Genomic DNA, 22,693 nt, shown 5'->3' with positions numbered 1-22,693 from the left:
ACCACTATAAGGTTGGAAAAAGGTTGGAATGATGAAGGTTTACAACTGATCAACAAATACTATAACTATAATAAGTACAACACATGCATATTGGGAAATGTTGAGATAATAAGGAATGAACTCAATGCAGACTCTAATCAAGCAAAGACAACAAATAGAAACACTTAGAGAGAAAATCAGTCTTTCAACTGTACAGGCGAAACAACTTGGTCAGCATATTTTAAAGTCTTGGCAAAGATCGAAGTTGGCAGAAATTCCGAAAGAGCGAATGGTAGCGCCGTTGATCACAACGAGTACTGTTGAAAGTAACAGCCTAAATCAAGCATTGAAAATATGTGAACAAGAGTTAAAACATGTTGCACAACAATCATCTATGGTACTTGCGGTAGGCGATATCAACAGCACCATTATTTGGACGGAAGCTAGTCAACAAATGCGTAAGGCTGCAGAACGTGTTCACTTTATTGAAGGCGGTCAATGGCGGGAGGAAGTGGTTGGAACCAATGCTTTAGCATTAACCTTGAAAACTGAAAAATCAAGTTGTGTGTTTTCAAATGAACACTATATGGAGTCTATTCATGATTGGGTGTGCTATGCAGCGCCAATTGTTGATCCATTTTCGAAGCAACTCATTGGTGTATTAGATTTATCAACGACATGGGATCATCACAATAGTTTTGGACTACTCGCAGCAGAACGTTGTGCATCTTTAATACAATCAGCATTACTGAATTATCAACGCCAACATTTATTTATTCGTACCTTTGGAATTCCTCAAGTCATATTTAACGGACGTACCTTGGTGGTTACCCCTAGACAGATTGAAATTTTGACAATATTGGCATTATGTCCTCAAGGGCTTAGCTTAGATTCGCTTCATCAAGCTTTGTATGGGGAGCGAAAGGTAAGCATGGGAACTTTAAAAGCTGAAATGTCCCAGCTTCGAGATTTATTGGGTGGAATGTTAGGCTCAAGACCCTATAAATTACTGGCGCATATTGAAGCTGATTTCCTCCAAATCGAAAATGCTTTAGACGTTGGATTTGTTGATAAAGCTTTACAGCAGGTCAATGGTGTAATGCTCGCAAAAACTGAAAGCCCATTCTTATGTTCTTGGCGAAATTGTCTAGATTCGCGTTTGAGTGAAGCAATTTTTAACTATTGTGATGTTGAAGTGCTTTTAAAATACATTGCACGAAATCCTGACGCAGTTGATGCAATGGAGCGTTTAATGGAGTTATCACCGCAAGTTCATTCAACGCAACAACTTTTACAGCACTATCATAATTGAGCCGAATTAAAGTAAAACACAACGGCCTAAAGCATATTCTTCGTATTGTTAACGTATTTTATCCTCATTTATTTATACCTACAAAAATTTAACGCCGCCATTCCTGATGTAATGCAGTATTGAATTCGATTGAGAATCAAAGAATAAAAAAGAGAATCTGAAGTATATCCAGATTCTCTTTTAGATCTAGCAAATCAAAAGTTTACATTGCAGCTTTAAAAATATTGATAACTTGTTGGAGATCTGCTTTACGTGGGTTAGTGAGCATGCAGGCATCTTTTTGTGCATTTTGAGCCATCACTTCTAAATCTTCCTCCTTAACCGAAAGCTCTTTTAATCCTGTTGGAATGCCAATGGACTGAGAGAGGATTTTGATCGCATCAATTGCTGCATATGCAGCTTCATTAATGGTTAATCCTTCAATATTTACACCCATTAATTCAGCTATTTTGGCATAACGATCAGGGCAGGCAATTAAGTTGAACTCACAGACATGAGGGAGTAAAATCGCGTTACATACACCATGTGGAAGATTATAAAAACCGCCTAATTGGTGAGCCATGGCATGTACATAACCTAATGAGGCGTTATTAAATGCCATGCCTGCCAAATATTGTGCATAACTCATTGCATCACGTGCTTCAATATTCTCACCATTAGCAACTGCAGGACTCAGCCATTGACTGATCATGCTGATGGCTTTTTCAGCACAGGCATCTGTAATTGGATTTGCTGCTGTTGAAACATAGGCTTCGACTGCATGAGTAAGCGCATCCATACCTGTTGCAGCTGTCAATGCTGCAGGTTTTGCGATCATCAGTTTAGGATCATCTATGGCAATGAGTGGAGTGCAACGCCAATCGACGATTGCCATTTTTACATGAGTTTCTGTATTGGTAATAATACAGAAACGCGTCATTTCCGAAGCAGTTCCTGCAGTTGTGTTGATTGCAATAAGAGGTGTCATCGGAACGGTACTTTTATCGATTCCTTCATAGTCGCGAATGTGCCCACCACCTGCAGTCACTAAACCAATACCTTTAGCACAATCATGTGAAGAGCCACCACCTAAAGAAATAATAAAATCACAAGCATTATTATTGTAGGCTTCCACACCATCGTGAACATTAATATCAGTCGGATTAGGCTCAGCACCTGCAAATATGTAGCTCTCCACTTGCGCTTCTTTTAAATAGCCAGCGATGATATCTGCGACACCAAATTTGTATAAACCTGCATCAGTCACAATCAGTGCTTTTTTAGCGCCCAAATTTTGAGCTTTGCTTCCAACTTCTTTAGCACTACCTGGTCCGAAAAGTGAAACACAAGGGATATAAAACCCGTTTGTTTGGTCTGCAATATTTTTAAAAGCCATGGTGAGATTCCTTTTACCATTTATTGTTGTGTTCGGCGATATTTACCGTGTTTGCAGTATTGGACACGCTTGAGAAGATGTGTACCTACCAAATACCAACCCAATTTCTCCATGGCTCAAAACAAGAAACAGAAAGCAAGAAATAATATTTCAAATGGGTGAAAAGGAGATTGGTCGCAAAGGTCTGTGAAGAGATGGGAAGGTCGAAGAATAGAAATATTGTATGACCAAGAGAAAGTCCATTCAACTTGATCAATACACATTAACAATCAAGACCAGTAAAATGAGGTCTTAGATGAACAGAATTTAGAGATTTTTTGAAGCAAGCCAAGCGAAGAGTTGGTCATATACTTGCTGACGAACCAGTTTTTTTGAAAGAACCAAATCATGCAGACCATCTTTAATTGTCATTACAGTGACATCACCTTGAAATGCTTTTGCATATTTTTCGATCGTTTTTACATCTAAAATCACATCAGAGGTCTGAGCATCAATGTTATATTTCTTGGGATTGGTCGTGCGACTTGAGTGCATAACAAGAAGCGGAACTGAAATTTTAGGACCAGATTGGATTTTCTGTTGTGCTTTCACAACAGCACCGATAAAACTCAAATACACTTTGGTGTAGGTTTTAGGTTTAAGCTTGAGATCAAAACTCCATTCGCCATTTAAATTTTCGTGCAAACTCTTCACGTAAAATTTATTTAATTCACTTGGTAATTGCATCAACGGAAATTGCTGAGCTAATTTTGCAATCATTGGAAGCGCATATTTCTTTTTCAAGACATTCATATTGAAATCATAAAATGGACTGTTGGCCCAGATTGCTTTAATCAACGGATGATCAGGGTGTCGAATTGAAAAATAAGTGGCAGTTAAACCGCCTGTAGAATGACCGCATAATAATACCGATTCATTCCCCTCACTTTGAATTGCATTCAATGCGGCATGAATATCTTCATCATATTCGGTTAGGTCTTTCACAAAATAAGGTTTTTGATGCGGAAGTAGTGATCTACCGTATTTTCTAAGGTCAATGGCGTAAAAATGAAAACCTTGGGCATTAAATTTTTTCGCCATTTCTTGTTGGAAGAAATAATCAATAAAGCCATGGATATACAGCACAGCTTTAGTTGATGGAATATCTGATGGACGACGTACTAATGTTGCAATAACCTCACCATCATAATCAGGCGAAAATTTGAAAATATGTTGCTCAAATTTTTCACCTAAAATGTCGGGTTGGTAGTGTAGCGTGGTCTCAGCACTCTTTTTTTCGATCATCTATTGATTCATTCCCTGATTCAAAACTGTTTAGGTTGATTATAAATATTCTTTTAAAAGTTGTTCTGTCTCGTCAAACAATCGCTGAGCTAAACTACGATTTTTCGCATGTGCAGATTGAAAAGCTGGTGTTTGCAAACTTTTGTATTGACCTGTTTTCTTAGACCATTCAGGTGATAACGCAATTTGATGAATAAGATTTGCTGGTTTGTTGGTTGAGATTAAGAACAATTTTAAAGCGCGATATTGATAGTTAGGAAGCTCGCGATAAATTTCGGAATCCACACCACCTGGATGAATTGCATTACTGGTGATAGATGTGCCTCTGAGCTTTTCAGCTAAGGCATGACTAAATAGTAAATTTGCTAATTTACTATTTCCATAGCTGAGTACACCGTTATACTTTTTAACAGAATGAAATTTAAATTGATGTGTGTTAATTTTACCCAGAACATGCATCATGGATGCAAGATGAATGATACGGCCTGAAGGCGCGTTTTGAAGTAAAGGTAACAATTGTATTGTCCACACAAAATGTCCTAGATAATTGACACCTATTTGTTTTTCAAAACCATTAGCCGTTTCTTCTAGTTTAGGCGTCATCAGACCTGCATTGTTGACCAAAATATCAATCTGTGAATATTTTTCTTTTAAAGTTTGTGCTGCAGATTTGACTTGATTTAAATCATTTAAATCTAATTCTACAATATCAATTTGACCATGACCTTTGGTGCTGATTTCTGCTTTAGCTTTCTGAGCTTTATCCAAATTACGACAAGCAAGCACGACGTGATGACCATCTTCAACAAATTTTTTTGCTGTCGCTAATCCAATTCCTGTATTTGCACCTGTAATCACCACTGTTTTCATTATTGTCTCTAAAGTTCTTAGTATGAGATTGTTTTAATACAGTCAGAGCAGTGAGTCAAACCTACTTTCAAGAAATTTTCATATAATTGCTGCATGATACGAACTGCTAATGTGACTCATACAAAAGTTACAGAATCTGAATAGCACAACTCATTTTAAGATAGAATAATGTGGTTATATCGTTGTTATTTTTAAAAATCTTCCAGTCTTTCATATTTAGGCAAACTGTATGCTGGCGTGTCCTCCGCAAAATCCAAAGCAACGTCATCAATATACTGCACAGGCATTAATTGATCATTGCGATACACTCAAAGCCGTATTTCAGGATCAGTGGTTATATCTATGGACGATTACGCCTGAAAATTTATTCGTAATTGATCAGGAAAATAATAGCTTAGTTATCGCAGATGGACTGCTCACAGTTGAGTGTATCTATGATTATAAAATTCAATTTTATACATCCCACGCAAATGTCGAGATTCAAAAAATTGCGGATTTTATGTTCAATGATTTTTGTTTTATCTTTAATCATAAGGCCTCACATCATTCTCTATATTTAAAAACGAAAGTGCAGTTATTTCGTCAAATGTTGGTAGAAGAAGTCTTTAAATGGGTCGATGGAGAAAATCGTGTTGAACAATGCCTTTATAATTTGACCGATCAGCAAGCGATGCAGTTAGATCGAATCATGATGCAAAGTGAGTATTATGATGAACCTCATTTGCTGAATTTCAGTCGATTTGGTGCTGAAATACCTTTGGAAGTTGAACTGAATTTTAAACATCTGTGCTTGGTCAATTCAGTCATGGGAGATAATTTTCTTGCAGTGCAAAAATTGATCCCAGTATACGATCGGTTAAGCACTTCAGCAGAATTAATGTTGCCAAAACGGTTATATCGTATGGCACAAATTTCTTTCGAAGAACAATTTAGCTTATCTCAATTGGTAGACTTAGAGCCTGATTTCAATTTACTCAAACAGCATAACGAGCAAACACCGCATTTATTAGGTTTTACACGTTGGATCAAACGAGGGTATTGGCAGTATCAAGATATTTTCAATAAACAAAATTTTTTAAATAAAGATGTGCAGTATTGGGTAGAAGATATAGCGCAACAGTCGCCACTGTTTATACACAAAAGAGCAGTGAATTGGTTATTTAAACAAGATTATCTTGTCATCGACTGGGTAAGTGAAAATTTAAAAGATCCGAATATTCGATTGGCCGTCACCGCTTTAAGTTTTGTGGATTGCTCTAAAGTACATCCGCATGTCATACAACTCTCGATTCAATATTTTGAACAGGTTATCGGTCGTTTATTTATTTCTGAGTGTTTACGTATTTCACAGCAACAAGCATGGTTTGAACTATCTGCTGAGCATCATTCATATGCATTGAATGAGGCACAAAATGCTCAAGATTTTAAAAAATCACAGCCACTCACGGCTTCTATTTTATATCTCAAGGAATGGTTGGACTTGTTATGGTCATTGGATCAGCAAGGATTGAGTTCAGTGAAATATGTCTTTAAACGTATTTCTCAAGTGATGCAGTCTTATATGTTGTTTTTAAATGACTTAGTTAAAGATCTGCCTGATGAAATCATCAAATTTATTGAGCCCTCAACACAACATCAAACGCATTTTCATTTCTTAATGCAGCAGTATCATATCAATCTAGATGAGTTTAGGCAGCGCTTTAAGCATCCAAATTCTCAATATAACCGCAGCAATAGTATTTTTGACTCTTATATCGCAGATTATCTCATTGATTTTTTTCAACAAGATCGAACCATTGCGAAAAACATGACTTGGTCTGCATGGTATCAGCAAGCAATACGTTGGCATCAACATTTACATTATGTTGATACATTGACGACTTTGAAATTGCGACATGCTGAGAGTCATTGGAAACGAGTATCACCGCAAGCAGTTATGTATACAGAGAATTGGAAATTTGAGGAGTTGAATGAATTAGAGCAAATTATTCAAGAGTCTGTAAATTATAAACATTGTCTAGCTTTATCTTATACCCAAAGAATTATTGATGGTGAATATGTGGCGTTCCATATGTCAAATTTACATGATCCCTCACAGCATTTGACACTCGGGTGTTTTTTTAAATTCGATCAGTTGCATTTTGACCAACTGCGTTTGCCCAATAACGAAGTTGCTGATCCTAAGGTTGTGAGGGAAGCTAAAGAGTTTGTACATCAAGTCAATGAAATGTTGATTTGGAATTTTGGAGATCCTGAACAAATCAACAGCTGATGCGCCTTAAATTGACGTATTCAAGCGTTAACATGATCACAAGGCTGATTTTTGGCTTAACTTTTTGATGAAATGTCGTTAGGCTATGAGCGTTCAAATTAGGTTAAGCACATATGAAACAAGAAACTGCACTGAAGTTAATGAAAGCAGGAGAAAATGTCTTTTTGACAGGTTCTGCGGGTGCAGGAAAAACGTATACGCTTAATCAATATATTAATTATCTTAAGGCACGAAAAGTTTCAGTCGCCATTACCGCATCTACAGGCATTGCAGCCACACACATGAATGGGATGACCATTCATACGTGGGCGGGGATCGGGATCAAAGATTTTTTATCAGATGATGATCTAAAGCGCATGAAAGAGCGTAAATATCTCAAAGAGCATTTAGAAAATGCGCAGGTATTGATCATCGATGAGATTTCGATGCTACATGCGAAGCAGCTTAATTTAGTTAATCAAGTGCTTAAGTTTTTTAAAGAGTCTGATGAAGCATTTGGTGGCATACAGGTGATTGCCGCCGGAGATTTCTTCCAGTTACCACCAGTCGGACGCAATGACGAAAAAAATCGAGATAAATTCTGTTTTATGTCCCAGGCTTGGGTAGAAGCGAAATTTCGTGTTTGTTATTTAACTGAACAACATCGACAAGATGACTCAGCCTTGAATGATATTTTGAATGCAATCCGTGCACAAAATATTCAAGCCGAGCATATTCAAGCTTTACAACAAACGCGTGAGCAAGATATTGGTGAAACATTTACACGTTTGTATACCCATAATATGGATGTTGATGCCATTAATTACCGTCATTTAAATGAGATTGATGGGGATGGTCATCAATTTTGTGCACAAATGGATGGTAATGAAAAATTAATAGAGACATTAAAATCTTCCGTACGTGCACCAGAAGAATTGACCTTAAAGAAACATGCCAAAGTCATGTTTGTAAAAAACAATTTTGATGTGGGTTATATCAATGGCAGCCTTGGTGAAGTCATTGGCTTTGAAGAAGTAGATGATCACGGGGTATTACCTAAAGTGAAATTAACAGACGGCATTGTTCTGGTGGTTGAACCTGAAACCTGGTCTGTTGATAATGATGCAGGAAAGACAATCGCGAGTTTTTCCCAAGTTCCTTTGCGGTTAGCTTGGGCGATTACTATTCATAAGTCTCAAGGGATGACTTTATCGGCGGCGGAAATCAATTTGGCGAATACCTTTGAAAAGGGTCAGGGCTATGTCGCCTTATCTCGTTTGAAATCTATTGATGGTCTGAGGTTGCTCGGCTTCAATGAGCAAGCATTAGAATTAGACAGTTTAGCAATTAAAGCCGACCGAAGATTTCAAGAACTCTCTGATGAAGCAGAAGCGCATTTTGGTGATGCTGATTTAGAAGCGCAACATAAGGCATTTATTCGGCACTGTGGTGGCACACTCAATGAGCTTGAGATTAGTCGTAATGAGAAAAAAATTGCCAAAAATGCAGGCAAAGCCAATTATGCCACCGCGACTCTCGATGAAACTCGCGAACTCTTTGAAAATGGTTATGAAATTCAGGATATTGCGGTTGAGCGTGGTTTAACGCCAGCAACCATTATTAACCACTTAGGCAAACTCCATCGTGAGCAGGGGTTAGATATCTCGGTTGCTCATCCTGGGGATGAAGTCGTTGAACAAGTACGTAAAATCTATAAAAAATTACTTAAAAGACAGAGTCCTGAACATTTCGGTGAAGATGGTGCGATCAAGTTGCGTCCGATCGTGGAAAATACCAATCCGCGTATGGGCTATGACCAAGTGAGATTAGCCTTATTATTCATTGAATAATGAGTTACGCATTTGAAATTGATTTTTTAACACACAAGCAAAGGGAATTAAGATGCCACAGATGATCGTTGAGTATTCGGATAATATTCAAAATTTAGATGCGCAAGCGTTACTTTTAGGCTTAAACCACGCTTTATTTGATACAGGTCTAGTGGGGCATCCTTCTGATATCAAATCACGTATTCGTGCTAATAGTGATTTTCTGATTGGTTTTGGCGAAGAGCCTCAAGCCTATATTCATGTTCGTTTAGGGATTATGACGGGGCGTAATGAAGAGCAAAAGAATCTTATTTCAGATCGCTTAAATGAGTATCTTCATAGCTTTAATGGTTATCATGCTCAAGGCTTAACGGTTCAATTGATCATTGAGTTAGCGGAAATGCCAAAAGAGCATTATCGTAAAGGTAGAGTTCAGAAGTAAGACAAAAAAGGCTGAAGTGATCTTCAGCCTTTTGTTATGCAGCAAAAGTCAGTATTTCGATATCTGCACTGTTTTGAATTTTTTCAGCCGAATAGCTATAGAGTTCATCGATAAAAGCGACATTAAAACTTCCGACAGTTTGAGCCTGCGTATAAGCGAGTTTTCCTGCGATAGCAAAGTGTACATGGGCAGCAATACATGCAATGGTTGGGTTTGTTACGCCAGCATAAGCTGCAATTAATGCACCTAAGGCGCATCCTGTAGCGGTAACTTTTGGCTGTAAATACGAACCTCCATTAATTTTAACCATACATCTATATGACTTAGAAAGAATAAAATCAGATTCGCCCGAAATTGCGATACATTCAGAGAAATCTAATAAAGTTTTTGCCTGTTCTACTACGGCAGCGCTATCGAGGGTACTGTCTACACCCTTAGATTGATTTTGTTGTCCTGCTAAGCTCCCAATTTCTGAAGCATTACCTCGGATAATGGTAGGTTTAAACCGCAATAGATCATTTGTAATTTCAGTACGCCATGGCAAAACAGCACTATAGCCAACAGGATCTAATACCCAAGGTATATTTTTTTTGTGAGCAGTTTCTGTGGCAATTTTCATTGCGGCAACTTGTTCTGTATGAGGTGTCCCTAAATTGATACTTAAAGCTTGACTAATACCCACGAAACTTTCAGCTTCAAAAGGATTATCAATCATGGCAGGTGAAGCACCAGCAGCTAACAGTACATTTGCGACATAGTTGGCAGCAACCTGATTGGTCATACAATGCACTAAAGGTCGAGTGGTTTTTAACAGATGCCATGCTTCAATGACCTGTTTAAGAATCTCTTGGGTTTGAACCTCAATATCTTTTGGAGCATTTGCTATCAAGTTTTCTGGATGATTCATAGTCGTTCGCTAGCGTGTAAAATAGTGGTCTTGGTGATTGCAATTACGACAAATTAAACTGACATAGTCATCTGCGTCATAATCCACAGTAAGTTCATTCGAGCCACAATTCATACAACGTTTTTGTGAGTAGAAATTTAAACGTGGCTCGATTTTACTCCACGATCGCCAAACAGGTTGAAAAAAGATTGATTCATCATAGCCTAGAAAATGAAAAAATAAGATTTCGCTCATTTTACTTAAAGGTAAGTTAGGTAGCCTTGGCAGTGTTGAGGTTTCCCATTTTTCAGCTAAAGAACGTTCACGATATTGCTGTAAGGTCTTTTTTAAAAGGTTGGTATTGATAAAATTTTCATTACGGGCTTGGAGTGCTTTCTGATGGTGCAAATACTCAAGCGCAGTTTGAACTAAATAATAGATTTGACCCACAGCAAGAGAGTCTAATAATCTAAAACAAAAGGTTTGAAAACTCTGATTTCCAGCAATTTGAACGCCCCAAGTACGACAGTAGTATTGCGCAAATTGAATAATTTCTTGGTACAACAGAGTATAGAGTGCACTTTTGACTTCATCACTATTTTTAAATGGTACACCTTGGCTCAGATTTTCATAAAAGAGCTGACGTAACGCTTGAGTAATACTAAACAAGCTCGGCTCAGAATAGCCGTCAAGACGGACATTAATATAGTATTGACTGAGTTCACTCGAAAAGTCACGTGGGACAAGAATATTGTCTTTCAAAAGTTGTTTCATCAAATGATTTTGAAATAAATAACTTGGGGTAATGGTATGATATTTAATATTTTCCCAATCGATGAATTCTTGATGTTGGGTATGCTCATGGACTTGTTGATCTAATATTGAGAGTAAAAACAACTTGTGCATAAAGCTCAGTTGATGCAAATCGAGTTCTTGTATGTCTTTATTCTTCGATGCAATCTTACGTTGTTCTTGAATGCGAGTTTCCTGCATCAATTTCTTTCGTTTTGCTGTGCAGCGCTCACAATGGCAGTTGCGGTTTTCATCTTGAAAGACTTGATGGTGGCAATGGGAACATTGATGGAATAGGATTTCTTTATCAAATTCTTCTGCTTCAATAAAGTACATACTGGCCTGACAAAGTGGACAGAAACTACTTTCATCAGCATTTTTTTGGAGAATTTGCAACATGGCAGCACTTTAATTTCAAGATGAAAGAATTATACACACGATTGTTCAACATCGCTTGATTGAGTCAGTATTGAAAACAAATCTGACTGGTGTTGCGATCAATAAAATAAGCAGGTGAATGCCTGCTTATGTGAAATATATGAATAGATCGAACAGGAAAATCATTTCCTCAAGTGTTAGATCGACCTAGATAGAGGATTTAATAGGTTAAAGGGCAAGGGAGCTCTGAATCGGAAAAATGTTGCATTTTAGCTTGGATCAGTACCTGAGATTTCTTTTGAGATAATCTCTTGATTCCGAGTGCATCATAGTTTTTCAATACAGCTGTGACTTCTGATGTTTCAATAGGCATTCCCTCACTGGTTAAAAATGCTGCAATCACGCGATGATCAATTTTAGCAGCATCCATCATCTGCATGGTTTTGATGTTTTCTACTCTGACTATGTGGTCCCTGATGAGCATATTTGACCTCATTTATGATTTATAAGTTTTTTGATGATTACCGCTCTTAAACTGAAGCAATAATTATGCTTGAAAATAAAGAAGTGAATTTTTGTTACATTTCTATTGTGTATAGACAAGATAATTGAAGTGGGTGATAAAGAAACAAACTGTTGTTAATACAAATAAATTAAATTGAAAAAAACATGAATAGACCCATATTAAATAGAGCGTCAAACACAGACAATTCGTCAATTTTGACCTATGATCAATTGACTTCACATAAAAGCATAATCGCTGTAAAGAACAGCTTATAGGACGAGTTATGAATATCGCGGCAAATCCAGTGATCGAAGCAGATCAAACGATTTTTTTGAAAGATTATCAGAAGCCAGCATTTGTCGTGGATTCGATTGATTTAAATATCCAAGTCTATGACGATCATACGATGGTGACAGGCACACTAAAAATGCAACGTCAGACTGAAGGTGATTTGGTTTTGCTTGGTCGTGATCTTGAGTTGAAGTCAATTACACTGAATGGTCAAGAGTTAAATTCTTCGCAATATTATCTAGATGATGAACAATTGGTGATTAAAGCTGTACCTGATGATGCATGCATCGTTACAGTCGTTAAAATTCATCCTGAATCAAACACACAACTTGAAGGTTTATACCAAGCAGCATCTGATCTGTTTGTTACACAGAACGAACCAGAAGGCTTTCGTAAAATTACGTTCTATCCAGACCGTCCAGATGTGCTGTCTGTTTTCACAACACGTGTCGAAGCGGATAAGAAATTTCCAGTCCTACTGGCGAATGGTAATTTAATTGAAGCGGGTGAAGTGGGCGAAGGACGTCATTATACCATTTGGCAAGATCCAACCAAGAAACCAGCCTATCTCTTTGCATGTGTCATTGGAGACTTAGCGGTATTAAAAGATCGTTACGTCACGTCTGAAGGTCGTGACGTAGCTCTAGAAATTTATGCTGAAGAAAAAGATATTCCGAAGTGCCATATTGCCATGGAAGCACTTAAACATTCTATGCGTTGGGATGAAGAACACTATGGATTACCTTATGATTTAGACAATTATATGATTGTCGCGACCAGTGCATTCAATATGGGTGCAATGGAAAACAAAGGGCTTAATATTTTTAACACATCATGTGTTTTAGCTGATGAAGAATACACGACTGATGCTGCGATTATGCGTGTTCAATCTGTTATCGCTCATGAATATTTCCATAACTGGACGGGTAATCGTATTACTTGCCGAGACTGGTTCCAACTTTGTCTGAAAGAAGGTTTAACCGTTTTCCGTGATCAATCTTTTTCTGAGGATTTGCAGTCTGCTGCTGTTCAACGAATTGATGATGTGGCAGTGCTTAAAGCGCATCAATTCCCTGAGGATTCAGGCCCATTGTCTCATCCTCCACGTCCAGATCATTTCGTAGAAATTAATAACTTCTATACAGCGACTGTGTATGAAAAAGGTGCAGAAATTAACCGCATGATGGCGACTTTATTAGGTAAAGAAAAATTCCGTAAAGGAACGGATGAGTATTTCCGTCGCCATGATGGTCAAGCTGTGACTGTGGAAGATTGGGTTGCTGCATTATCAGCAGGTTCTGGTGTGGATTTATCAGGATTTTTAACTTGGTATAACCAACCGGGTACACCTAAGCTTGAAGCCAAAGGTGAGTATGATGCTGAGCAGAAAACTTATCGTTTGAATTTTAAGCAAAGTTTAAAACCACATCCAAAATATCCAAACTTAAAAGCGGTTCCAATTCCTGTCGCTTTGGCTTTGTTTGATGAACACACTGGTGAGCAACTTCAACTTGAATGCTCGGCTTTGGTTGAAGATCAAGTCAAAGATGGTGTTTACTTATTCACGAATGATGAAGCAACGATCGAGTTTAAAAATGTGGTGAAGGTGCCTGTAATTTCACTATTACGAAATTTCTCTGCACCCGTGAATTTAGAGTTTAATTATACTGATGAACAGCTTGCGTTCTTATTACAGTACGAAACCAATGGCTTTAATCAGTGGCAAGCGACGCAAACATTGCTTGAGCGCATCTTATTAAATGACCAACCTGCTGATATATATATTGAAGCAATGTTAAAAACGCTACCTAGAGTAATTCAGCAAGATCCGCTGTTAGCTTCACGTTTATTTGATGTTCCGAGTGAAGGTTATTTGGGTAGCCGTATTGACCACGATTATCAACCGACAGCGATCTATGAAAAGCGTAATGCTCTATTAGATACTTTGTCTCGCCGTTTAGGTGATTTTGCTAAAGAGACCTATTTATCCTTAGATCCAGCAACACAGTCAGATTTTTCCCAAGCTATGGGTACACGTGCTTTAAAGAACATCATGCTTTCTTTTATTGCGCGTCAAGGAGATGAAGCTGCATTTGACTTAGCTGAGCAACAGTATCGTCAAACACGTAATATGTCTGAACGTTTAGGTGCTTTAAAAGTATTAGTGTGGAATGATGCACCGCAAGCTGTTGAGATTTTAGAAGATTTCTATGCGCGTTTTAAAGATGAAGCTCTATCAATGGATCAGTGGTTTATGATCCAAGCAGCTCATCCGAAAGCGACAGCAGAGACGATTCAAAAACTGACATCACATGCTGATTACGATCTTAAAGTACCTAATCGAATCCGTGCTGTAACTGGTGGTTTAAATTCAAACCCTGTGAATACTTGGAGTTTTGGGGTAGATCACATTATTCAGTTGGCTCAATATTTGGATGAAAAGAATCCGATTGTAGGCTCACGTTTGTTACAACTTTTGTCACGTTGGTACACGTTAGCCCAACCTCAACAAGCCGAAGTCAAAGCGAAACTCGAAGCATTGAAACCTATCGTGAAATCTAAAAATGTATCGGAAACTTTAAATAGTATGCTTGCTGTTTAAATCACAAATAAAAAACCAGTGCAATGCACTGGTTTTTTTTGACTCAACAGAATCAAGCTTGCATGGTCATTAGACTTGCATTACCACCTGCAGCTGCGGTATTAATACTAATTGCACGTTCAATAAAGAAGCGTTCTAAAGGAATGTCATAATTACTAGGCTCTAGATGTGTAATTCCGATGATCGGACCTTGTCGCTGAGCCACTTTATCTTGCAATTTTAACAGTTGATTTTTGGTGCCATGATGTAGAATTGCATCAAAACTACCTGTCTCAATATCAGCAATGATGGCGATACGTTGAGCGACTTCTTTAGGCATAGACGGTAAGTATTTTAAAACAAACGTATTCTCACCTAGAACAGTTGGCTGAGAGCCAACCGCGAGAATGGCATGAAGTTGATGAATCTGATCTATTTCTTGATCTGCCAAGCTTAAAACACGATGTCTCGGTAACACAACATATTGATTACTTTCACCTGTTGGTCCTTGTAATTCATAGCTATGTCCGACACAACTTGGTTGCAACGCCTTCATTTGATAATGCGGAAATGACTTATTGACCCAATCTTTATATTGATTCAATAAATTTTGATGTTCAGTCAATTCAACGCCTTGGCTCGTTGCATAAGGTTGTGCAATTTTTTTATGTGTACATTCATGCATTAATCGATAAATGTACATTGGTCCACCAGCTTTTGGACCTGTACCAGATAAACCTTCTCCACCGAAGGGTTGTACACCCACAACAGCACCTACAATGTTGCGGTTAATATAGAGATTTCCAACTTCTGCTTTTGAAATTACGGTTTGTATGGTTTCATCGATACGCGTGTGTAAGCCCATAGTCAAACCATAGCCTTTGGCATTGATTTGATCAATAAGTCGATCAAGTTCGCCATATTTATAAGTAATGACATGCAGTACTGGACCAAAAACTTCACGTTCAAGATCATCTAAATGTGGTAACTCAATCAAAGTCGGCTTAACAAATGTGCCTTGATTGAGGTGGGAATCATCCTGATCCCGCATGAGTTGTTGAACAGGATAACCCAAAGATTTCATTTTATTGATATGTTGATCAATGGTTTGTTTTGCTTCGCGATCAATTACAGGACCGATATCAGTTTTTAATAAACTTGGAATACCCACACGCAATTGCTTCATCGCACCTTTGAGCATTTTGATCACGGTATGCGCATTATCTTCTTGAACACATAAAATTCGCAGTGCTGAACAACGTTGACCTGCACTATCAAATGCTGAGCTGACAACATCTAATACCACTTGTTCAGTCAGGGCAGAAGAATCTACGATCATGGCATTTTGACCGCCAGTCTCTGCAATGAGAGGTATTGATTGACCAAATTGATTCAGTCGTTTTGAAACGGTTTTCTGCAAAATTTTCGCAACCTCAGTGGACCCTGTAAACATAATGCCTTGAATACGATGATCACTACTGAGTTGTGCACCCACTGTTTCACCACGTCCTGGCAAGAGTTGTAAGACAGATTGTGGTACGCCAGATTCCCAAAGAATCTGAACTGCAATTGAGGCAATTAAAGGAGTCTGCTCCGCTGGTTTGGCGATTACAGTATTCCCTGTTACAAGTGCCGCCGCGATTTGACCTGTAAAAATTGCCAATGGGAAGTTCCAAGGACTAATACACAGTACTGTACCTAAGGGTTGAATAACGGCTTTGTGTTCTAGATCTTTCACTTGTGCTGCGTAGTAGCGTAAGAAATCTACTGCTTCGCGTACTTCAGCAATCGCATTGGCAAATGTTTTACCGCTTTCGCGACTGAGCAGAACCATTAGCTCTTCAAGTCGAGACTCCATCACATTGGATGCTGTAATTAAATATTCTGCACGTTGATCTTTTTCTAAATTTTGCCAATCCTGCTGTGCTTCAGTCGCATTAACTAACGCCATTTCCACTTGCATGGCATGAGTCTCCGTCACTTCACCGACAATATCTTGATGGTTCGCAGGATTGAGAATTGCCATTGACTCTGTATCGTGTACGGATTCATCTAATCTCAGACCCATTGGGGTGGCTTTAATTTGAACTTTAGACCATTGTTGATAAGTATGATTCAAATGTTCAAGGTCTTGGTCATTTGCAAGATCAATTCCAAGAGAGTTAGGGCGATGATCAGCATATAAATGTTTCGGATATGGAATAGCAGGGTGCTTTAATCCAACTTTGCCTTCGATTCGACTTGTGACATCAATGGTTTGATGTGGATTTTCAATCAACTCATCAATTTTGAGTGTTTTATCAGCAATACGATTTACAAAAGACGTGTTTGCCCCATTTTCAAGCAATCGTCTAACCAAATAAGCCAAAAGGGTTTCGTGATTTCCGACAGGTGCATAAATTCGGCAAGGTACGCCAAGTTTATCATCTGCTTTAGAACCGACGACTTGTTCATAAAGTGGTTCACCCATGCCATGTAAACATTGGAATTCGTATTGTCCCTTATAATATTGTTCAGGATTTGCCAAATGATAAATAGTGGCTAAGGTTTGTGCATTATGTGTTGCGAATTGTGGATAAATAAAGTCTGGTTCGGCTAAAAGTTTGCGAGCACATGCAATATAAGATAAATCTGTGTGCACTTTTCGAGTAAAGACAGGATAATCGGTCATGCCTTCAACTTGTGCTTTCTTAATTTCACTGTCCCAATAGGCGCCTTTGACTAAACGAATCATTAAACGTTTTTGACTACGCTTAGCTAAATCAATGATGTAATCGACCACGTAAAAACATCTTTTTTGATAAGCTTGAATCACAAATCCAATGCCTTTCCAGCCATTCAATTTTGGTTCGAAACATAAGCGTTCAAGAAGTTCCAATGAAATTTCCAGCCGATCAGTTTCTTCAGCATCGATATTTAGACCAATATCATATTGTTTCGCTAGAACCGCTAAATTAAAGACTTTGTGATAAAGCTCATCGTGTACACGGTCAATTTGCGAGCGTTGATAACGTGAATGAAGCGCCGAAAGTTTGATTGAGATCCCAGGGCCTTCGTAAACATCTTTGTTGGATGATGCCTTACCAATCGCATGAATCGCATTTGTATAATCTTGATAATAGCGCTCTGCATCATGATCTGTAAGCGCTGCTTCACCTAACATATCATATGAGTAACGAAAGCCTTGTTCTTCTAATCGTTCGGCATTATTTAACGCCTCATCAATGGTTTCACCTGTCACAAACTGTTCACCCATCATACGCATAGCAACATCAACGGCTTTACGAATAATGCCACGACCACTTCGTGCCAAGATGCCTGTGAGAAGACCAGATAGACTATTTGCTTTAGGTGTTTCCATTAACTTACCAGTTAACATTAAGCCCCATGCTGCCGCGTTTACAAACATTAGGCTGCTTTGACCTAAATGATCTTTCCAATTACCTTGGTTGATTTTGTCTTTGATCAATAAGTCACGTGTTGCTTTATCAGGGATACGTAACAGCGCTTCAGCTAAACACATGAGCGCAATACCTTCTTGTGAAGATAATGAAAATTCTTGTAATAAACCCTGTACAATGCCTGCTTTGCCCGCTGACCCTTTACGTTCACGTAATGAATGCGCTAAATTGAAGGCTAATTGATAAATTTTGTCTGAAATTTCTTGATCAATCTCGGTCTGTTCGAGAAGTGTTTCGACACATTCAGATTCATCACGGCGCCATGCACGATTTATTTCTAATTCTAGATCTGATTTATCTTTAAATTCAGTAATGTCTTGAATGTCTATTGGGCGAGAAAGGGGTGAGCTAAGTTGTTCCATGAGATATACGCCAGCGTCCTGTGACAATGAAATAGATTTATCTTTAAGGTTTATTTAATTTATAATTACAGAAAATATGGTGCATAACTCACTATAATTAGAGTTAAATTTAGAGAATAATTCGCATGCAGACTCAAATGATGACCTTGGATCGTACAGATTTAAAAATTTTAGATATCTTGCAAAAAGATGGGCGTCTATCAAATATAAAACTTGCTGAAATGGTCAATCTTTCTCCCACAGCAGCGCTTGCTCGAGTACAAAAACTAACCAAAGATGGATATATTACAGGTTATGAAGCCAAGTTAAATCCAGATCTGCTGAATCGAAGTTTTGTGGTATTTGTCGAAATTTTATTAGATAAAACAACTCCAAATGTATTAGAAGAATTTTCTGATGCAGTCAGAAGTTACCCTGAAATTGTTGAATGTCACATGATCAGCGGTGGGTTTGATTTTGTAGTTAAAATTCGTTGCGCCAACATGGAAGAGTTTCGTAAGATCTCTGGACAGGTTTTATGGCAACTGCCTGGCATCAAAGAAACCCGTAGCTATCCAGTGATGGAAGTTATTAAGGAATCTTCGCAAGTGCAACTTAAGCAAACATTTAAAAAGTAAATGTATAAGAAAGGGGCTATAAGCCCCTTAATTTTTTATTTCTCATTACCTTCCATTTTTGATTTCTTGCATTTCAATTTCATATTTCTGTTGAGCTTCATCAAAACGGTCAGTCACATCTTGCGCTGGCGGGCGGCCTAATAAACTCACCACCATAATACTCACCCAAGATAAAATAAAGCCAGGAATGATTTCATAGACGCCAGTATCAGCCATGGTGTTTTTCCATACAATGACGGTAACAGCACCAACAATCATACCTGCCAATGCACCATTGATGGTCATTCGCTTCCAGAAGAGAGAAAGGATAATCAGTGGTCCAAATGCTGCACCAAAGCCAGCCCATGCATAAGCAACTAAACCGAGTACCTTGCTGTTCGGATTCATTGCAAGGAAGATCGCCATAATCGCAACGATTAATACCATCAAACGACCTACCCAAACCAGCTCGGTTTGTGAGGCAGATTTACGAATAAATGCTTTGTATAAGTCTTCTGTAAGCGTGGTAGAGCATACCAATAGTTGGCAGCTTAGGGTACTCATTACTGCAGCAAGAATCGCTGCAAGAATCACTCCTGCAACCCATGGATTAAATAAAATTTTAGTTAATTCCATAAAAACAGTTTCAGGATTTGCATTGACTGCAGCACTGAGTTGAGGAAACGTATCAAAGTAAGCGATTCCGAAATAACCGACAGCGACTGCACCACCAAGACATAGAATCATCCATGTCATTCCAATTCGACGTGCTGCTGGAATAGACTTCACGGAATCTGCTGCCATAAAGCGCACAAGAATATGTGGTTGACCAAAGTAGCCAAGTCCCCATGCCATTGAAGATAAAATTGCTACAGTGCTGAGATCTGAAAGTAAATTATTCGCTAATGGGTGTGCGGATTCCACAATGACACTAACTTGCTGAGCATTTTCACCAATGGCTAAATAAGTCATTACTGGAGCAAGTAAAAGCGCAAAGATCATCAGGCCTGCTTGGAATGTATCTGTCCAACTGATGGCTAAAAAACCACCAATACAGACATAACTAATCGTTGCTACTGCTCCAATCCACAGGGCTGTGTTGTAATCCCAACCAAATAGGCTTTCAAATAAACGTGCACCTGCGACCATGCCAGAGGCACAATAAATTGCAAAGAAAATCAAAATTACAAAAGCTGAGATGATACGAAGAACTTTTTTCCGATCACCAAAGCGGCTGGTGAAATAGTCGGGGAGAGTCAATGCGTTATGTTGTATTTCGGTATGAACACGTAGACGACCCGCGACCAACAGCCAGTTCAACCAAGCACCGATAATTAAACCAATGGCAATCCAAGCTTCGGATAAACCTGAGAGATAAATTGCACCAGGTAGGCCCATGAGTAACCAGCCACTCATATCTGATGCACCTGCGGATAATGCAGTGACGACACTGCCTAAACTCCGACCACCTAAAATATAATCATCAAAATTATTCGTGGCTTTGTAGGCATAAAGCCCAATGCCAAGCATCGCCACAATATAAAAAATAAATGTGATTAGCGTAGGATTTAATTGGCTCATTGCTATGCCATCCTTTGTCTGTCCTAAATGACCATCTTTCCGAGATGAATTTTTAATCGAATTATTCGAGGAGCTGATTCAAGCACGTTTTGAAAATTACGCTCTGTTACATTTGAGTGAGATTTATAGTTGTTTAGTGAAACTGAATGTAATTTTGGTTACAAAGACTATTTTTTCAAAAAAGTTTACTTTGAGGTTTAAAACAATTCTATAAATGATTATTTTTAACATAAAGTTACATTTGTCACTTAAACAGCGAAGTTGTAATTTTTTATTGCATAAAGAAGTATTAAATCAATAGTGAAAATAAGCATGAAGCCTATTATCGATATTGCACGATAATGGTGCATTATTGTTGAGTAATAAAAGTGTCTACGGTTCAATTTGATAAAACAAGAATAGAGCATGATCTGCTCGGTGAAAAAGCGGTTCCTTTCGATCGTTACTATGGGATTCATACCCTGCGTGCGATGGAGAATTTTCAGATTTCGCATCAACAAATAGGTGAAAACATACATTTTATTCGTGCATTGGCACAGGTAAAAAAAGCATCAGCACAGACAAATTTAAAATTTTCCAAATTGAGTCAAGATGTCAGCCAAGCGATTCAATGGGCTTGTGATCAACTGATTGAGCAGCCTGAAAGTTGGAAATCATCATTTCCAATTGATATTTATCAGGGTGGGGCTGGAACTTCTATTAATATGAATAGTAATGAAGTGGTGGCTAACCTTGCACTCGAGCATCTCGGCTTGCCTAAAGGTCAATATGATGTAATTCATCCAAACGACCATGTGAATAAATCGCAATCGACCAATGATGTTTATCCAACTGCATTGAGACTAGCAACATATTACAGTTTAGAAGATTTATTGTCTCAAGTTCGCTCATTAATCGCTGCTATTGAGATCAAAGCATCTGAATTTCAACACGTAATTAAAATGGGGCGAACTCAACTCCAAGATGCTGTACCCATGACACTCGGACAAGAGTTTCGTGCATTTGCGACGCTATTAAAAGAAGACTATCGCCTCATCCAAAAGATGCGTCATTTACTGCTAGAAATAAATTTGGGTGCGACTGCGATTGGAACGGGTGTGAACACACCTCATGGATATGCACTAGAAGTGGTTCAAACGCTTTCTCAAATTACTGGATTGAAATTACAAGGTGCTGAAGACTATGTTGAAGCCACCAGTGATTGTGGCGTATTTATTATTCTATCAAGTACTTTAAAGCGTTTAGCCGTCAAGCTCTCAAAAATTTGTAATGACCTGCGCTTATTAAGTTCAGGGCCTCGTACGGGATTAGCTGAAATTAGATTACCTGAATTACAAGCTGGCTCATCCATTATGCCTGCGAAAATCAATCCAGTTATTCCTGAAGTAGTGAATCAAATTGCTTTTAAAGTCATTGGTAATGATTTGACAGTGACCATGGCAGCTGAAGCGGGGCAATTACAATTAAATGTCATGGAACCTGTAATTGCACTGACCATAAATGAATCAACCAATTTATTAATTCAAGCAATGCAAACACTGGAAAACAAGTGTATTCAAGGTATTACTGCAAATGAACAGTCTTGTTACGATGCAGTGATGCGAAGTGTTGGTATCGTCACATTATTAGATCCGATCTTAGGTCATGCCAAATGTGATGAAATTGGGAAGGTTTGTCTTGCAGAAAATAAAACCATTCAGCAAGTTGTCATTGAGCAGAATCTTTTGACGCAAGAGCAGTTAAATCAAATTTTCTCTTTTGAAAATTTAGTGTCTGAGATCGCTGGTCATGTTGTCGATGATATGAACATGGACAAAGTAAGCTAATAGAGTAGGTAGAATCTGAAAGTCAATTGAATATGAATTGATGGCATATTTCATTCAATGAGGTATGCCATTTTCATTGAAACTTTTAAGTA

At 38.2% G+C, this 22,693-nt stretch carries 14 protein-coding genes and 1 pseudogene; 7 read left to right on the top strand and 8 right to left on the bottom strand.

The annotated features are described in order from the left end of the window. Positions 1–115: 115 nt before the first annotated feature. A complete protein-coding gene (locus tag CL42_RS00555) occupies positions 116–1,291 on the top strand; it encodes a transcriptional regulator (RefSeq protein ID WP_035263771.1) in 1,176 nt (391 codons plus the stop codon). A gap of 202 nt (positions 1,292–1,493) precedes the next feature. Here CL42_RS00555 and mdh read toward each other — a convergent pair whose 3' ends face one another. From mdh to CL42_RS00540, 3 genes are all read right to left on the bottom strand, one after another. Continuing rightward, a complete protein-coding gene (gene mdh, locus CL42_RS00550; protein WP_035263769.1) occupies positions 1,494–2,666 on the bottom strand; it encodes an iron-dependent methanol dehydrogenase in 1,173 nt (390 codons plus the stop codon). A gap of 306 nt (positions 2,667–2,972) precedes the next feature. Further along, positions 2,973–3,950 (bottom strand): alpha/beta hydrolase, encoded by a 978-nt coding sequence (locus CL42_RS00545; RefSeq protein ID WP_035263768.1) that lies wholly within the window; start codon positions 3,948–3,950, stop codon positions 2,973–2,975. A 39-nt stretch (positions 3,951–3,989) separates the two neighbouring features. Then, positions 3,990–4,820, bottom strand: a complete 831-nt coding sequence (locus CL42_RS00540) for an SDR family oxidoreductase (RefSeq protein ID WP_035263766.1) — start codon at positions 4,818–4,820, stop codon at positions 3,990–3,992. Positions 4,821–5,049: 229 nt separating this feature from the next. Between CL42_RS00540 and CL42_RS00535 the strand changes: the two genes are divergently transcribed. The 3 genes from CL42_RS00535 (at position 5,050) to CL42_RS00525 (ending at position 9,342) form a co-directional block, all read left to right on the top strand. After that, positions 5,050–7,092 (top strand): hypothetical protein, encoded by a 2,043-nt coding sequence (locus tag CL42_RS00535; RefSeq protein WP_051586487.1) that lies wholly within the window; start codon positions 5,050–5,052, stop codon positions 7,090–7,092. 113 nt (positions 7,093–7,205) lie between these two features. Next, entirely contained in the window at positions 7,206–8,921 is a 1,716-nt protein-coding gene (locus tag CL42_RS00530) for an AAA family ATPase (protein WP_035263764.1), read from the top strand. A gap of 52 nt (positions 8,922–8,973) precedes the next feature. Continuing rightward, positions 8,974–9,342, top strand: a complete 369-nt coding sequence (locus CL42_RS00525) for a 5-carboxymethyl-2-hydroxymuconate Delta-isomerase (protein WP_035263762.1) — start codon at positions 8,974–8,976, stop codon at positions 9,340–9,342. 34 nt (positions 9,343–9,376) lie between these two features. Here CL42_RS00525 and thiM read toward each other — a convergent pair whose 3' ends face one another. The 3 genes from thiM to CL42_RS00510 all read right to left on the bottom strand — a co-directional run bounded on the left by thiM (position 9,377) and on the right by CL42_RS00510 (position 11,882). Further along, positions 9,377–10,249, bottom strand: coding sequence for a hydroxyethylthiazole kinase (gene thiM, locus CL42_RS00520; RefSeq protein ID WP_035263760.1), 873 nt, complete (start codon positions 10,247–10,249; stop codon positions 9,377–9,379). A gap of 9 nt (positions 10,250–10,258) precedes the next feature. After that, entirely contained in the window at positions 10,259–11,419 is a 1,161-nt protein-coding gene (locus CL42_RS00515; protein ID WP_035263758.1) for a hypothetical protein, read from the bottom strand. A 199-nt stretch (positions 11,420–11,618) separates the two neighbouring features. After that, the gene (locus CL42_RS00510; protein WP_035263756.1) at positions 11,619–11,882 is read right to left on the bottom strand and encodes a hypothetical protein; all 264 of its coding nucleotides are present in this window, start codon (positions 11,880–11,882) and stop codon (positions 11,619–11,621) included. 304 nt (positions 11,883–12,186) lie between these two features. Between CL42_RS00510 and pepN the strand changes: the two genes are divergently transcribed. Next, entirely contained in the window at positions 12,187–14,796 is a 2,610-nt protein-coding gene (gene pepN / locus CL42_RS00505; protein ID WP_035263754.1) for an aminopeptidase N, read from the top strand. A 52-nt stretch (positions 14,797–14,848) separates the two neighbouring features. On the opposite strand, the pseudogene putA reads toward pepN, so the two are convergent. Beyond that, positions 14,849–18,523 (bottom strand): annotated as a pseudogene (gene putA, locus CL42_RS00500) (trifunctional transcriptional regulator/proline dehydrogenase/L-glutamate gamma-semialdehyde dehydrogenase); the annotation flags it as partial. A 200-nt stretch (positions 18,524–18,723) separates the two neighbouring features. On the opposite strand from putA, the gene CL42_RS00495 reads away from it, so the two are divergent. After that, positions 18,724–19,215: an Lrp/AsnC ligand binding domain-containing protein gene (locus tag CL42_RS00495; protein ID WP_035263751.1), complete on the top strand. Its 492-nt coding sequence runs from the start codon at positions 18,724–18,726 to the stop codon at positions 19,213–19,215. Positions 19,216–19,260: 45 nt separating this feature from the next. Here the strand turns inward: CL42_RS00495 and putP are convergent, their stop codons facing one another. Then, the gene (putP, locus tag CL42_RS00490; RefSeq protein WP_035263749.1) at positions 19,261–20,775 is read right to left on the bottom strand and encodes a sodium/proline symporter PutP; all 1,515 of its coding nucleotides are present in this window, start codon (positions 20,773–20,775) and stop codon (positions 19,261–19,263) included. Between the two features lie 368 nt (positions 20,776–21,143). On the opposite strand from putP, the gene CL42_RS00485 reads away from it, so the two are divergent. After that, positions 21,144–22,601, top strand: a complete 1,458-nt coding sequence (locus CL42_RS00485; RefSeq protein ID WP_035263747.1) for an aspartate ammonia-lyase — start codon at positions 21,144–21,146, stop codon at positions 22,599–22,601. Positions 22,602–22,693: the final 92 nt, after the last annotated feature.

The organism is Acinetobacter sp. Ver3 (assembly GCF_000632455.1).
GTDB lineage: Bacteria > Pseudomonadota > Gammaproteobacteria > Pseudomonadales > Moraxellaceae > Acinetobacter.
The sequence above is the reverse complement of the archived record's forward strand: the minus strand, read 5'-3'. Positions and strand labels throughout refer to the sequence as shown.